The organism is Streptomyces sp. NPDC043746 (assembly GCF_056436485.1).
Window position 1 is genome coordinate 89,457 of the sequence record NZ_JBWKCM010000018.1, and the last position, 14,631, is coordinate 104,087.

12 protein-coding genes and 1 pseudogene are annotated in these 14,631 nt (G+C 74.1%); 7 read left to right on the top strand and 6 right to left on the bottom strand.

Going from position 1 to position 14,631, the window contains the following annotated elements; genetic code table 11:
* The first annotated feature begins 72 nt into the window (after positions 1-72).
* From AC0682_RS20295 to AC0682_RS20305, 3 genes are all read left to right on the top strand, one after another.
* Positions 73-2,151 carry an acyl-CoA dehydrogenase family protein gene (locus AC0682_RS20295; RefSeq protein WP_478534411.1) on the top strand — a complete coding sequence of 693 codons (2,079 nt, stop codon included), beginning with the start codon at positions 73-75 and terminating at the stop codon, positions 2,149-2,151.
* A 108-nt stretch (positions 2,152-2,259) separates the two neighbouring features.
* Complete coding sequence (locus AC0682_RS20300; RefSeq protein WP_254813123.1) at positions 2,260-2,541, top strand: acyl carrier protein; 282 nt, start codon at positions 2,260-2,262, stop codon at positions 2,539-2,541.
* Positions 2,538-3,779: a beta-ketoacyl-[acyl-carrier-protein] synthase family protein gene (locus AC0682_RS20305; protein WP_478534362.1), complete on the top strand. Its 1,242-nt coding sequence runs from the start codon at positions 2,538-2,540 to the stop codon at positions 3,777-3,779. Before AC0682_RS20300 ends, AC0682_RS20305 begins: the two co-directional genes overlap by 4 nt.
* A 240-nt stretch (positions 3,780-4,019) precedes the next feature.
* Here AC0682_RS20305 and AC0682_RS20310 read toward each other — a convergent pair whose 3' ends face one another.
* Positions 4,020-5,063, bottom strand: a complete 1,044-nt coding sequence (locus AC0682_RS20310; protein WP_478534363.1) for a PRC and DUF2382 domain-containing protein — start codon at positions 5,061-5,063, stop codon at positions 4,020-4,022.
* Between the two features lie 216 nt (positions 5,064-5,279).
* Between AC0682_RS20310 and AC0682_RS20315 the strand changes: the two genes are divergently transcribed.
* On the top strand, positions 5,280-6,104 hold the full coding sequence (locus tag AC0682_RS20315; RefSeq protein WP_478534365.1) for an adenosylcobinamide amidohydrolase: 825 nt from the start codon (positions 5,280-5,282) through the stop codon (positions 6,102-6,104).
* A gap of 114 nt (positions 6,105-6,218) precedes the next feature.
* Here the strand turns inward: AC0682_RS20315 and AC0682_RS20320 are convergent, their stop codons facing one another.
* Positions 6,219-7,094 (bottom strand): RNA polymerase sigma factor SigF, encoded by an 876-nt coding sequence (locus tag AC0682_RS20320; RefSeq protein WP_478534412.1) that lies wholly within the window; start codon positions 7,092-7,094, stop codon positions 6,219-6,221.
* A 648-nt stretch (positions 7,095-7,742) separates the two neighbouring features.
* Here AC0682_RS20320 and AC0682_RS20325 point away from each other — a divergent pair.
* The 3 genes and pseudogenes from AC0682_RS20325 to abc-f form a co-directional block, all read left to right on the top strand.
* Positions 7,743-8,196: pseudogene (locus tag AC0682_RS20325) on the top strand (GNAT family N-acetyltransferase); the annotation flags it as partial.
* Between the two features lie 291 nt (positions 8,197-8,487).
* Complete coding sequence (locus tag AC0682_RS20330; RefSeq protein WP_478534367.1) at positions 8,488-9,690, top strand: PP2C family protein-serine/threonine phosphatase; 1,203 nt, start codon at positions 8,488-8,490, stop codon at positions 9,688-9,690.
* Between the two features lie 500 nt (positions 9,691-10,190).
* Positions 10,191-11,888, top strand: coding sequence for a ribosomal protection-like ABC-F family protein (abc-f, locus tag AC0682_RS20335; protein WP_478534368.1), 1,698 nt, complete (start codon positions 10,191-10,193; stop codon positions 11,886-11,888).
* Here abc-f and AC0682_RS20340 read toward each other — a convergent pair.
* From AC0682_RS20340 to dhaK, 4 genes are all read right to left on the bottom strand, one after another.
* Entirely contained in the window at positions 11,819-12,325 is a 507-nt protein-coding gene (locus AC0682_RS20340) for an NUDIX hydrolase (RefSeq protein ID WP_478534370.1), read from the bottom strand. The genes abc-f and AC0682_RS20340 overlap by 70 nt on opposite strands.
* 103 nt (positions 12,326-12,428) lie before the next feature.
* Complete coding sequence (locus AC0682_RS20345) at positions 12,429-12,839, bottom strand: PTS-dependent dihydroxyacetone kinase phosphotransferase subunit DhaM (protein WP_478534372.1); 411 nt, start codon at positions 12,837-12,839, stop codon at positions 12,429-12,431.
* Positions 12,836-13,450, bottom strand: coding sequence for a dihydroxyacetone kinase subunit DhaL (dhaL, locus tag AC0682_RS20350; protein ID WP_478534373.1), 615 nt, complete (start codon positions 13,448-13,450; stop codon positions 12,836-12,838). Before dhaL ends, AC0682_RS20345 begins: the two co-directional genes overlap by 4 nt.
* A 78-nt stretch (positions 13,451-13,528) precedes the next feature.
* Complete coding sequence (gene dhaK, locus AC0682_RS20355; RefSeq protein ID WP_478534374.1) at positions 13,529-14,521, bottom strand: dihydroxyacetone kinase subunit DhaK; 993 nt, start codon at positions 14,519-14,521, stop codon at positions 13,529-13,531.
* Positions 14,522-14,631: the final 110 nt, after the last annotated feature.

Here is a 14,631-nt window from a genome sequence, read left to right on the forward strand (position 1 = left end):
CGCAGGGCCGTTCGGGAACGGCGAGGGGTGTCCTCGCCGTTCCTTGATCGTTACTCTGTCGTGACCGTATCCATGCATGAAACGCCCCGGCCCGCGATCGATCTGCTCACCCGAACGCTCTACGGCGACAACTTCGGCCAGGAGCACGGCTTCTGGCGTCGGCTGCTCACAACAGAACCGTTTCGGCGGCCCGGTGGCGGCACCCCCGACGAACGGCTCGCCCTCTCCTACCACCGGCTGCGCATCCTCAACGACGCACTGGACAGCGGCGCGAGACTGGCCGCCGACCCCCGGTCCCTGGCCGCCCTGCACGAATGGCTCGGCCCGGTCGACCCCGCGCTGACGACCGTCGCGGGCATCCACTACAACCTCTTCCTCGGCTCTCTCCTCGACCACGAACCGGGCACGCTCCGCGACCTCTCGGACTTTCTGGAGCTGCGGAACACCGGCACGTTCCTCTGTACGGAGGTGGCGCACGGCAACGACGCGGCGGCCGTCGAGACGACCGCGACGTACGACCGCGAACGCGACGGCTTCGTCCTGCACACCCCGCACGCCGGTGCCCAGAAGTTCATGCCCAACACCAGCCCCGCCGGGGGCCCCAAGACCGGGGTGGTCGCCGCCCGGCTCCTCGCCGACGGCACGGACCACGGGGTCTTCCTCTTCCTCGCCCCGCTCACCGACGCCGTCGCCGCCCTGCCCGGCGTACGGGTGCGGCGGCTGCCCGCCCGGATGGGCTCCCCGGTCGACCACTGCCTCACCTCCTTCGACCGGTACTTCGTCCCGCGCGACGCGCTGCTCGCCGGGGAGCAGGGGCGGATCGGCGCCGACGGCCGGTTCACCAGCCAACTGGCCAACCGCAGGAGGCGGTTCCTTCTCTCCATCGGGCGCGTCACCCCCGGCAAGCTCTCCATGAGCGCCTGCGCGGTCGGCTCCGCGCGGGTCACCCTCGCCATCGCGATCCGGTACGCGGGCCACCGGCTGGTCTCCGGGGCGCGCGGCGACCGGCGGGTGCCCGTCTACGCCCACCGCAGCCACCACGGCCCGCTCGCCGGGGCGATGGCCACCGTCTTCGCGATGAGCCTTCTGCACCGCAGGGCGCTGGACCGCTGGGAGTCCGCCCCCGCCGCCGACCGGGCCGAGGCGGAGCGCCTGGTCGCCGTCGCCAAGGGGTGGATCACCTGGCAGGCGCGCGGCGTCATCGTGGAGTGCCGGGAGCGGTGCGGCGCACAGGGGCTGCTGGAGAACAACGGCATGACCGAGCTGTTCACCGGCATCGAGGGGGCGATCACCGCCGAGGGCGACAACCTCGCCGTCCACGCCAAGGCCGCCGCCGAGATGCTCTTCAGCGTCACCGTCCGGGACGAGGAGGAAGGGGAGGCGGCGGGGCCCGGCGAGCTGGACGACACCCGCTTCCTGGGACGGCTGCTCGCGGCGGTGGAGGACATCTGGTTCGACCGCGCTCGGGAGCGGATCAGCGCCGCCCCGGCCGGTGACCCGCTCGGCCGGTGGAACGCCGCCTCGGGCCCGGCGCTGCGCGGGGTGGAGGCGTACGGCTACCGGCAGGCGGGCGAGGCGTTCGAACAGGCCGTGGCGGCGCTGCCCGAAGGGCCGGCCCGGGAGCGGCTGACCGAACTGCACCGGCTCTTCGCCCTCCGGTGGATCGCCCGCAACAGCGGCGACCTCCTCGCCGCCGGACGGCTGACCGCCGACCAGGTCTCCTCGCTGCCCGATGCGGAGGAGGGGCTCATCGCCACCGTGGCCCGGCACGCCCCCGAGCTGGTGAAGTCCTTCGCGCTGCCGGAGCGGCTGATGTCGGACTGGCCGATCGCCGGACCCGGTTACGCGGACGCCTACGACGACCCGGAGGGGCCCTGGCACCGGGACCGCAGGCCGGGCGGGGCGGGCGGGAGCGTCAACCGTACGGGCGGTGGGGGCGGCAACGGTACGCAGGACGGTGCCGGGCGGCGTACGGCGGACTTCCGGCGGCCCGCGTGCGGCAGCAAGCGGCGGAGGCCGCTGCGCGAGAAGGTGGCGGCGCTCGGGACGCGCGGTGTGCTGCTGGCGTACTGGGGAACCACGTCCGTGCTCAGCCGGTGGTTCGAGAAGCCGCAGGTGGGCGCAGACGAATCGGTTCACCCCAGGGCGTAACCGGAAGATCGTCATCCAGTTACTTCGGCGGGGGTTGATTTCAGCCACCCGTCACACGTCAGGCCATCGACGGGCCGATGAATCGACGAACCGACGAGAGGAAACGCCGTGAAGACCCAGACCATCCACCCGAAGATCACCGAGGTACTCACCGAGACGTTCAAGGTGCCCGCGGCCGAGATCCTGCCGGAGTCCACGATGGACAGCCTGGAGATGGACTCCCTGGCCGTCGCGGAGTTCGCCGTCATCATCAAGGAGACCCTGGGGGTCACCGCCGACTCCGAGAAGCTCTACAAGGACGCCACGCTCGCCGACATCACCGCGTTCATCGACGCGGCCGTCGGTGGCCAGGCGGCGGGCAGTGCGGTGCCGGTGAGCAACACCCGATGAACCGACCCGCCATCGCCGTCACCGGCCTGGGCATGATCACCCCGGCCGGCCACACCACCGACACCACCTGGGACGGGGTCTGCCGAGGCGAGTCCTTCGCCCGCACCGTCCCCGAACTGCACGGCTGTGCCGTCGACTTCGCCTGTACGGTCACCGGCGTCGACCTGGACGACGCGGTAGGCGGCCGCAGCGCCTTCCGCATGGGCCGGTACGTCAAGTTCGCCGTCCTCGCCGCACGGGAGGCGGTGGCCGACGCCGGACTCGACCCCGCCCACTGGGACGGCGCACGCGTCGCCGTCGTCGTCGGCACCAGCAGCGGCGGCTCCGCCGGACTCACCGAACAGGCCGTCGCCCTGGAGCGGCGCGGCCCCGAGGCCACCTCGCCCTCGGGCATCCTGCTCACCATCCCGAGCATGCCCGCGGCCGAGATCGCCATCCAGATGAAGGCGACCGGCCCCAGTCTGGCGCCCTGCACGGCCTGCTCCTCCGGGGTGACCGCCCTCTCCGTCGCCCGTGACATGCTGGCGCTCGGCCAGTGCGACATCGCGATCGCCGGGGCCACCGAGTCGATCGTCTTCCCCGTCGCCATGACCGGCTTCGCCCGCTCCGGCGCGGCCGCGCTGCGGAACGCGGACGGGCCACAGGGCGGCGACCCCGCCCGCCTCTGCCGGCCCTTCGCAGCCGACCGGGCCGGGATCGTCATGGGCGAAGGAGCCGCGATCATGGTCCTGGAGCGGGCGGCGGACGCCCGGGCCAGGGGAGCGGCCCCCCGGGCGCTGCTCGCCGGCACCGGCGCCACGACCGACGCTCACCACCCCACCAGCCCGCACCCCTCCGGGGCGGTCGCCCAGGCCGCCGTCGACGCGGCGCTGAGAGACGCGGGCTGGCGGGCCGAGGACGTGGACCACGTCAACGCGCACGGGACCTCCACGCCCCTCAACGACGCGACCGAGGCCGCCCTCATCGGCCGGGCCTACCCGCACCGCCCGCCCGTCACCGCCCCCAAGGGCGTCCTGGGCCACTGCATGGGTGCGGCCGGAGCCATCGAGGCGGGGCTGACCGTCCTGACGCTCCAGCACGGCATCGTCCCGCCGATCGCCAACCTGGACGCCCCCGACCCGGGATTCGCCCTCGACTGCGTCACCAAGACCCCGCGTGAGGTGCCCGTACGGCGGGCAGTCAGCCACTCCTTCGGGTTCGGCGGACAGAACGCGGTGATCGCCCTGGAAGCCCCGTAGGGCGTCCGGCGGCCCCTGCGGAGCGGTCGGGCCGGTGCGGCGGGACGATCCCGCGCCGCACCGGGCCGAAGGGGCGTCCTCCGGTACGGTTCCGCCATGCCGGTAGCCGTACGGGTCCGCTCTCGCGGCCGAGGTCGGGGGCACCGGCCCCTCGACAGCCCTCCGGGCGGACCCGTCGTACGGGTCCGCCCGGAGGCCGAGGACATGGGAGCGGCCCTCCGGCCGCCTACAGGGGTGCCGTCAGCGGCGGCGCCCCTGACCGAACTCGCCGCCGGTGTCCTTCCCGGTACCCATGTCCTTGCCGTCCGCGTAGTCGACCTTCTCCTTGCGGATCTCGGCCGAGACTTCCTTCTGCTCGGTGACCCGCTCGGTCTCCAGCCGGACCCGTTCCACCGGGACGGCCTCCTTGCGCACGGTGGCGCGCTCGGCGTGCAGGGTGACCTCCACGTCCTGCTCGCCGAAGTCCGTCGTGCCGGTCACCTTCTCGCCGGGCTGAAGCGGCTCGCGGACCACCCGCACCTCCTCGTGGGAGACCGGAACGGACCGGGTGACCTCCTCGGTCACCACGTACTTGTGCAGCCGGGCCCGGCCGCTCTCGTACTCCTCCGTACCGACGTGCAGCTGCTCCTCGGAGCGGATCAGCTCGTCCTTGCCGCTCATGTCGGCGCCCCGGGACGCGCCCGCGCCCGCGAGCGGCCTGGAGGTGGCGGAGGTGTCGCGGTGCCTGCCGGTACCGGCACCCGTACCGGCCATGCCGGCTCCGGCCGTCGTACCCGCGGCGCCCGTGCCCGTCGCGGCGTGGCCGGTCGCCTTGGCGCTGGGCGGCGGCGCGCCCGTGCCGCGGGCCGCGCCCGCCGCACCCGCTCCGGCCGCGCCCATGGTGCCCGTTCCGGCGACGGTACGGGCGTCGGCGCCGGTCCCCGTGCCGGTGCCCTTGGCGTCACCACCGAGGTTGCCCGCCTTCCGGGTCATGCCGTAGTGCCGGTACAGCTCCTCCTCCTCGGCTACGGAGAGGTGCGCGTCCGCGTCCACGCGGGGTGCTTCCTTGACCGTGTCCTTGGAGTGCGAGACATGCAGGTCGGAGCCCACTCGACGGGCTCCGGCGAGTGGTACGAAGCTCTCCTTCATGCCGAACAGGCCGGTCTTGACCGTGACCCAGTCGGGCTTGCCGGTGTCGTCGTCGACGTACACCCGGCCCACGCTGCCGACCTTCTCGCCCTCGTTGTCGTACACGGTCAGACCGTCGAGCTCTCCGGAATCCGTGAAACCGTCAGCGGCTCCCATAACCGAACCCTCCTCGCTGGGCGCGCCCTGTGGGTGGCTCCACCAGATGTGGCACGTCCGGCTTCCATCGCGCCTCACTCGGTTGGACGGTGCAACCGCCCGGCCACCCGGCCGAAGGGGCCCCGGACGCCCCGGAGACCTTGCTGGCCCCGTACGGAGGTGCCGGGCGGCCCCTGACCCGGTTAGGCCGATCGGGTGAGCCGGTGTCGCCCGCATATGATCGGCGGAGCACGGCGGACCCGGGAGGACGGGCCAGAGCCGGTCCTCCCGAGCCACCAGGGGTGCGCCATCGATTCCGTACGCGTCCACCTGCCCGTCCAGTGCACGGAACCGCGCGCGGAGCTTCGCGACCGGCACGAGGACGGCCACCACCTCCACCACCTGGTGTGGCGGTTGGGCCCCGGGGTGCGGGTGTGCAGCAGCGCGGTGCTCGGCGGTGGGATCGGCCCCCGCGCCTGGATCCTCAACGCCCAGGTCCCCGGCGGCTATCCACGCCTCGACCCGGACCGCCACCTCGCCGAGATCGCCGCAGCCGAAGGCCTCACCGGCCCCGGCGCCGGACTGATGACCGCCGCCGAGGTCGCCGCCCACACCACCGGCCACGACGGCGGCGTCACCGCGACCGTCACCACGGGCCTCGGCGTACGGGGCTGGGCGGCGGCCCCCGAAGCCACGACCCCGGAACGCGCGGCCCCCGCGACCGAAACCGTGGCCTCAGCGGAATCCGCGGCCCCCGCCGCCCGCGCCCCGCACCGGCCGGGCACGGTCAACATCGTCGTCGTGCTCCCCGTCGCCCTTTCCGACGCGGCCCTGGTCAACGCCGTCGCCACCGCCACCGAGGCCAAGGTCCAGGCCCTTCTGGACGCCGGACTCGACTGTTCCGGCACCCCCACGGACGCGGTCTGCGTCGCCGCCCCCGCGCCGGGGCCCGACGGCGGCGAACCCTTCGCCGGCCCCCGCTCCCCCTGGGGCGCGCGTATCGCCCGCGCCGTGCACACCGCCGTGCTGGCCGGAGCACGCCCGGTGAGGGACCGCGGCTGACCGTCAGCGGGTGCCGCACCACCGAGCCGACGAGGCCCCCCGCGTGTCGTGCGCGGACCCCTTCGGCTGCGTGCGCCCCGGCCTTTCCACGGTGTGCCGCATCGCGGCGCGCTGTCACTCCTGGGTGAGCATTCCGCTGCGCAGCTTGCCCAGCATCCGGCTCAGCAGCCGGGAGACGTGCATCTGCGATATCCCCAGCTCCGTCCCGATCTGGGCCTGTGTCAGCTCCTGGCCGAACCGCATGTCGATGATCCGCCGCTCCCGCTGGTCCAGGTCGTCCAGCAGTGGTGCGAGGGCGTGCAGATTCTCCACGGCCTCCATCGCGGGATCGGGTTCGCCCAGGACATCGGCGAAGGTCCGCCCGGCGGTGTTCTGGGGGCCGGACTCCGCGGAGTCGGTCGGCATGTCGAGGGAGCCGGCGGTGTAGCCGTTGGAGGCGACGATGCCCTCGGTGATCTCCGCCTCGTCCATCCCCAGGTACTCGGCCAGTTCCTTGACCGTGGGGTCGCGGTCCAGCTCGGCGGAGAGCTGCTCCTTCGCCCTGGCGAGGTCGACCCGCAGCTCCTGGAGGCGCCGGGGGACGTGCACGGCCCAGCTGGTGTCCCGGAAGAACCGCTTGATCTCACCGACGATGTAGGGGACGGCGAAGGAGGTGAACTCGACCTCGCGGGAGAGGTCGAAGCGGTCGATCGCCTTGATCAGCCCGATGGTGCCGACCTGGATGATGTCCTCCATGTCGCCGCTGCCCCGGTTGCGGAAGCGGTTGGCGGCGAACCGGACCAGGGACAGGTTCATCTCGATCAGGGTGTTGCGCGCGTACTGGTACTCGTGCGTGCCTTCCTCCAGGACCTGGAGGCGGTCGAAGAAGAGCCGCGAGAGCCGCCGCGCGTCCATGGGGGCGACCTTGCCGGCGTCTTCGATATGAGGAAGGTCCTCCGTGGTGCTCGTCCGGTGGTCCGCAACTGTGGTCCGGGCGGTCTGCGCCGTCATCTCGTCACGCTCCCCTCGCTCGTAGGCCATGAGGTGTACTCGCCTGCCCTGCACTCCCGCCCTCATGCGTGGCGAAGAGATGAGATTCGGCCAGCAGACACGAGTTGGCCGAGAGAGGCCTACTGAGAGCCCTGAAACCCCGTCATGGGGCGGACCGGTCCACGGGGGGCGCACAGAACCGCCCCACCGGTACGGGGGAGCCCGGTGGGGCGGTCATCACCAGAGTGCCACAGCCGACGGGCGGTTGGGGCCGGACCGGCCCCGTATCGGCCGACGGATGAGTCGAATTCGCCGGTCCGCGGGGTGGGCGCACGCCGGTGCGCACCGTGCTTCGGAACCTCTCCCTCCGCGCGGTGGGGAACCGTCGGAGACCCCCGGCGGGGTGCTCCGTCGCCGCCGCGTCGACAGTTCCCCGAGACGGCATACACCCTGGGCGCGTCGGCTTTCTCCGGGTGGCGGGCACGCGGCGCCGGGCACCGGGGCGCCCGCGGGGAGGAGCCGCGCGAGGGACCGGAACGAGGGAGTTCATGCGCTGTCCGTACGCGTACGAAGAGGGGTGCCGGGGCATGGCACGGGGTGCCGGTGAACGGCCCGATCCGATCGCCGAGGTGATCGTGTGAGCACCTTCGGCCGGCGGCACCAGGGCCCCGCCGCGGCCCCTTCCTGCCGCGCGCCGTGGAGCTGGGCACCTACCTCGGCGTCCGCCGGGGCGGCGCCCTGGTGGCGATGGCGGGGGAGCGGCTGCACCCGCCGGGCTGGACCGAGACCAGCGGGGTCCGCACCGAGGAGTCCGTACGCGGGCAGGGGCTGGCGAGGCGCCTGGCCCGGGCGGTCGTGTACGGGATCCGGGAGCGCGGCGAGCCCCCGGTTCCCGCACGCCTCGGCCGCCGACACGGTGGAGTTCCGGCTCTGCGAGTCGCTCGGCTTCAAGCTCCGTGCCCGCCCGGAGTTCCTCTCCCTCCAGGTCCCGGCGGCGCTCCTGCCCGCCGAAGAGGCCCGACGGGCCGCCCCGCGGGGATCCGGGCCGTGGCGCGGGGATCCGGGCCGCCCCGCGGGGATCCGGGCCGTGTGGCGCGGGGATCCGGGCCGTGCGGCGCGGTGATGCGGGCCGTGCTGCGGTGACGCGGGCCGCGCTCCGGTGATCCGGTCCGGTGGCGGGGCCCCGGGCGCCCACGGCCCGGCGACGGGGCTTCCGGCACCCGCCACCGGGCCGGTTTCCAGGACTTCGGGCCCCCGCCGCGTACGCCGGAGGTCACGGGCCGAACGGCCCGTTCGGGACCTTCGGCACCCCCTGGGGGCCCTATGCCCCCTGCGGCCGGGCCCGGATCACGGTCAACTGGAAGGGACCGGCCGAACGGCGGACGGCACCGAGGAGTGGACGGAAGGAGCGGCCGTGGCCCTGGGCAGACGGCGCACGGCACGGGACCGGACGGCGGCCCCGCCCGGTACGGACACGGCCGCCGCGGGCCGGATCGGAAGCTGGGCGCTGGCCGGCGGGCTGGCACTGCTGACCGCGCTGATCGTGCTCCTGGACCTGCTCATCGGAGACGACCTGCGGGTCATCCCCCTGCTGGTGGTGGTCCCGGCCCTGGCCTCCGTCTTCTGCACCCTCCGGCAGACGGTCTGGGTGGCGGTCTGGATCACCGTGGTCGTCGTCGCGTCCGGGCTCGGCGACGACGGCACCTTCTGGGACTTCGTCTTCGGTATCGGCTTCACCGTCCTCGCCTGCGCCCTCGGGGTCGCCGCCTGCGCGGCCCGCATACGCCATGCCACCGAGGTGGCACGGCTCCGCTACGCCGCCGTCGCCCTCCAGCGCCAGATCCTGCGCCCGCTGCCGGTCGTCACCGCCCAGGTCTTCGCGTACGGGCTCTACGAGCCGATCGAGGAGGACCGCTTCGTCGGCGGCGACATCTACGAGGTCGTCGAGTCGCCGTACGGGACCCGGGTGATCATCGGGGACGTCCAGGGCAAGGGGCTCGCGGCCATAGGGGCCGGGTTCGCCGCCATCTCCGCCTTCCGCGAGGCGGCGGTCCGCGAGCCGACGCTGACCGGGGTGGTGGAGGCTCTGGAGGACGCAGTCGTCCGGCACAACGCGTTCTCCGCCCAGACCGGCGAGGCCGAACGCTTCGTGACCGCGCTGGTCCTCGGGTTCGACGAGGGGGATGACGTACAGGTGGTCGACTGCGGCCATCTGCCGCCGCGCCTGCTGCACGAGGGCCGGGCCTCCGCGATCCCGCTGCACCGGATCTCCGTGCCCCTCGGGCTCGCCGGACTCAGCCGGGAGACCCGTACGGCCGAATCGTTCGCCTTTCCGCCCGGCGCCACCCTCCTGGTCGTCACCGACGGGGTGACCGAGGCCCGTGACGCGGCCCGCGCCTTCTACCCGTTCGACCGGCGGCTGGCCGACTGGGCCGGTCACGGCCCGCGCGAGCTGCTCGACGCGCTCCGCACCGACCTGGAGAGGTTCACCGGAGGGGTCAGGCGCGACGACGTCGCCGCACTCGCCCTGCGCCGTGCCCCGGGCGACGGCGGCCCGCACCCGGCCTCCGGAGCCGGGGAGGCCGCCCGGCCGGTCGCGGGCGCCGTGGCCGACTGAAGAGAGACCCGTCGCCACCGGCCTCCGGGCCACGAGGAGGTCGGCACGGTCGCCGCGCTCGGCGACGGCGTGTCCGGCCTCTTTGGAGGCGCCTTTGTCGCGGTGTACGGGCCCTGGGGCCGCACGAGGGCCGGATCGACGGCCTCGCGCATCCTGCCGCACCCCTGAGACACATCCGCACGCCCGGAGGCGGGACCGGCGAAGAATCCCCGGCCCCGCGTCCGGCACCCCGCTACACTCGATGCCATGGGTTCGTACTACTTCTTCCGCTGATTCCCCGGCCCGGACAGCCGCCGCACGACGCCTGACGTCACCGGCAGGCCCCCGGCCGACCGCTGCCGACCGCTCGCCCGTGCTCTCATCGGGCGGCCTCCGCTCGCAGCCGCCCCCCGGTGCGCCGCTGTCCCTCCGCCGTCCGGACACCCACGTCAGGCCCCGCCCCGCGCGTCCCCGCACGTGCCACCGCGGGCCGGCACCCAGGAATCAGGGGAAAGGCACCCATGCACCCCCAGCGCGACCGCGCCCAACTGACCGTGAAGGACGTCTCCAAGCAGTACGGGGACCGCTCCGTACTCGACCGGGTGACGTTCACCGTCCGCCCCGGCGAGAAGGTTGCCGTCATCGGCGAGAACGGCTCCGGCAAATCCACCCTTCTGCGCCTGCTGGCCGGGGCCGAGCAGCCGGACGGCGGCGAGATCACCGTCTGCTTCCCCGGCTCCACCGGCTATCTCGCCCAGACCCTCGCCCTCGACCCGGCCGACACCGTGCAGGACGTCGTCGACGCCGCCCTGGCCGAACTCCGCACCCTGGAACGGGCCATCCGCGCGGCCGAGGAGGCGCTGTCGGCGAGCGACCCGACGGACGCGGAACTCGCCGCGTACGGAGACCTCCTCACCGCCTACGAGGAGCGCGACGGCTACCGCGCCGACGCCCGCACCGAAGCCGCCCTCCACGGCCTCGGCCTCGGCCACCTCACCCGGGACCGCTCGCTCGCCACCCTCTCCGGCGGTGAACAGTCCCGGCTGGCCCTCGCCTGCGTCCTGGCGGCGGCCCCCGAACTGCTCCTCCTGGACGAGCCCACCAACCACCTGGACGCAGGGGCGGTGACCTGGCTGGAGGAACACCTGCGCGCCCACCGGGGGACCGTCGTCGCCATCACCCACGACCGGGCCTTCCTGGAGCGGGTCACCTCCGTGATCCTGGAGGTCGACCGCGATCTGCGCACGGTCACCCGGTACGGGGACGGCTGGGACGGCTACCGCACGGCCAAGGCGGCGGCCCGCCGCCGCTGGGCCCAGGAACACCAGGAGTACCTGGACGAACTGGCCCGCACGCGGGAGCTGGTGGACGCCGCCGGACAGCGGCTCGCGGCCACCGGCAAGGACCCGGGACAGGGGTTCGGCAAGCACCGCCGCTCCCATGAGGCCAAGCTCTCCGGCCAGGTCAGGGCCGCCCGCACCCGGCTGGAGGCGCTGCGCCGCACCCCCGTGCCGCCGCCGCCCAAGCCGCTCGCCTTCACCGGCCGCCCGGCCCAGGCGGGGGAGACCGGGCCCGGCCCCCTGGTGGAGCTGGCGGACGTCTCCGTGGGCGACCGGCTCCATCTCCCGGCCCTGCGCGTGGAGTCCGGGGCCCGGCTGCTGGTGACCGGGGAGAACGGGGCCGGAAAGACCACCCTGCTGCGGGTCCTCGCCGGGGACCTGGCGCCCGACACCGGGACGGTCGCCCGCCGCGCCCGGGTCGGCCACCTCCCGCAGGAGCTGCCCGCCCGGCCGACCCGGCGCACCCTGCTCGCCGCCTACGCGGCGGGCCGCCCCGGTTTCCCGGACGAGTACGCGGACGAACTGCTGGAGCTGGGCCTGTTCCGCCCCGAGGACCTCGGGGTGCCCGTGGCGTCCCTCTCGATCGGCCAGCAGCGCAGGCTGGCCCTGGCCCGGCTGGTGACCCGGCCGGCCGATCTGCTGGTGCTGGACGAGCCGACCAACCACATCGCGCTCGACCTGGTGGAGGAGGTGGAGACAGCCCTCGCGCAGTACCCGGGAGCCGTCGTGGTGGTCTCGCACGACCGCAGCTTCCGCGCCCGCTTCACCGGGGACGTACTGGAGTTGAGGGCGGGCCGCCCCGCCGCGGTCTACGCCTCCGGGGAGTCGGAGTCCGCCTCCCCTATCCGGTCGCGCAGCCGCTCGACGAAGACCCGCTGACCGGCGACCAGCCGCTCGGCGGCCTGATCCGGCGTGCACCAGGCGAACCGGTCCATCTCCGGGAACTCCCGCTGCACGCCGGAGCCGCGCGGCCACTCCATCGTGAACGTCCCCGGCACCACGGCCGCGACCTCCAGCTCCGCTTCCACCGCCCACACGGTCACCGTCTTGCCGCTGCGCTGCCGTGCCTCACCGAGCGGCAGCCACACCCCCTCCGGCACCGGCAGCCCCAGCTCCTCCTCGAACTCCCGCCGCGCGGCCTCCGCCGGATCCTCCTCGGGGCCGTACTCCCCCTTCGGTACCGACCAGGCGGCCTCCTCCCGCCCCGCCCAGAACGGCCCGCCCATGTGCCCGATCAGCACCTCGATGTCCCGCTCACCTCCCCTTCCGCCGGTCCGGAAGAGGAGAAGCCCCGCACTGCGCCTGGTCGCCGCCATGCGGCCCAGTCTCCGTCGGGGCGGGGAGACACGCGAACGGAGGGGCGGCGGAGGCCGGTGGCGGGGGCCGCCGGAAACTGCACGCCCCCACCCCTCCTCGCTCCTACGTCTTCCGGTACCCGTAGGCCTCCGAGGCCGCCGCCTCCACCGCGCCGATGTCGCCGCCGGAGGAGGCGGTCACCACGGCGGCGACCGCGCCCTCCACGAACGGGGCGTCCACCAGCCGCGCGTTCTCCGGCAGTTCGTCGCCCTCCGCCAGCATCGCCTTCACCGTGAGGACCGCGCTCCCCAGATCGACGAGGATCGCCACCCCGGCGCCCCGGTCCACCGACGCGGCGGCCCGGCCGATGAGTTCGGCGCTGGTGCCGAGCCCGCCGTTCGGCAGCCCGCCGGCCGCCGCGACGGGGGCCGTCACCCCTCCGGCGGCCAGCCCCCGGGCCAGCTCGGCCACCGACTCCGCGACCGGGCCACTGTGCGAGACCAGCACGATGCCCACCTGCGACGTCCCGCTCATGCCTCCGCACCCCTGTCCCGCGCGGTCTCGGCCAGCGCCTCGACCAGCAGGGCCGCCGAGGTCGCCCCCGGGTCCTGGTGGCCGATGCTGCGCTCCCCGAGATAGCTGGCCCGCCCCTTGCGCGCCTGCAACGGCACCGTCGCCCCGGCGCCCGAGCGGGCCGCGTCCGCCGCCCCCCGGAAGGACGAGCCCAGCGCCTCGGCGGCCGGCAGCAGCGCGTCCAGCATCGTCTTGTCCCCGGCCTGCGCGCCGCCCAACTGCCCCACGGCGGCCACGCCATCGGCGAACGCCCGGGCGAGCTGGTCCCGGTCCACCTCGGCGGCCTCGCCGAGCGCCTTGCCCGTACGGCGCAGCAACGTCCCGTACAGCGGTCCGGACGCCCCGCCGACGGTCGAGATCAGCTGCCGCCCCGCGAGGGTCAGCACCGCGCCGGGGGTTTCGGGCGCGTCCTTGTCCACCGCGGCGGCCACGGCCGTGAAGCCGCGCTGGAGGTTGCTGCCGTGATCGGCGTCCCCGATCGCGGAGTCCAGCTCGGTCAGTCGGTCCGCCTCACGGCCCACCGAGGCCGCGGCGGCGGCCATCCAGCGGCGGAAGAATTCGGCGTCGAGCACATGATCTCCTGTTCCCCGGGCCGGTCCGGCCCGGTGCGTACGGTCGTCCGTGCGATGTTCGTCACCGGGGTGCGGGGCTCAACGGCCCCAGCGCAGCGCGGGCGTCTCCACGGGCGCGTCCCACAGCCGCAGCAGCTCCTCGTCGACCTGGCACAGCGTCACCGAGCAGCCTGCCATGTCGAGCGAGGTCACGTAGTTCCCCACGAGCGTACGGGCCACCGGCACACCCCGTTCCGAGAGGACCCGCCGCACCTCGGCATTGAACCCGTACAGCTCCAGCAGCGGTGTCGCCCCCATCCCGTTGACCAGGGCGAGCACGGGGCCGGTGGGCCGGAGATCCTCCAGCACCGCGTCCACGGCGAAGTCCGCGATCTCGCCCGAGGTCATCATCGGCCGCCGCTCGCGGCCCGGCTCCCCATGGATGCCGATGCCCAGCTCCAGCTCTCCGGCGGGCAGATCGAAGGTCGGGCTGCCCTTCGCCGGGGTGGTGACCGCGCTAAGGGCCACCCCGAAGCTCCGCGAGGACCCGTTCACCTGCCGTGCCACCGAGACGACGCGGTCCAGCGGCGCGCCCTCGTCGGCGGCGGCCCCGGCGATCTTCTCGACGAAGAGCGTCGCCCCCGTACCGCGCCGTCCTGCCGTGAACGTGCTGTCGCTCACCGCCACGTCGTCGTCCACGACGACCCGGGCGACCTGGATGCCCTCGTCCTCCGCGAGTTCGGCGGCCATCTCGAAGTTCAGCACGTCACCGGTGTAGTTCTTGACGACGAAGAGCACTCCCGCCCCGCTGTCCACCGCTGCGGCGGCCCGCACCATCTGGTCGGGCACCGGCGAGGTGAAGACCTCCCCCGGACAGGCGGCCGACAGCATCCCCGGCCCCACGAACCCGGCGTGCAACGGCTCATGCCCCGACCCACCGCCCGAGACGAGCCCCACCTTCCCCGCCACCGGCGCGTCCCGCCGCACGACGACCCGGTTCTCCACGTCGACGGTCAGCTCGGGGTGTGCGGCGGCGATGCCCCGCAGGGCGTCGGCGACCACGGTCTCGGGGACGTTGATGAGCATCTTCATGACGGTCTCCTCGTGAGCCCGGCAGAGGGGCTGGTGACCTGTTGCCGGGTTTCCTGACTGGCGGGCAGCCGGGTCGGACGGGACGTCGGACAAGGCCGGTGAGCTGCCCA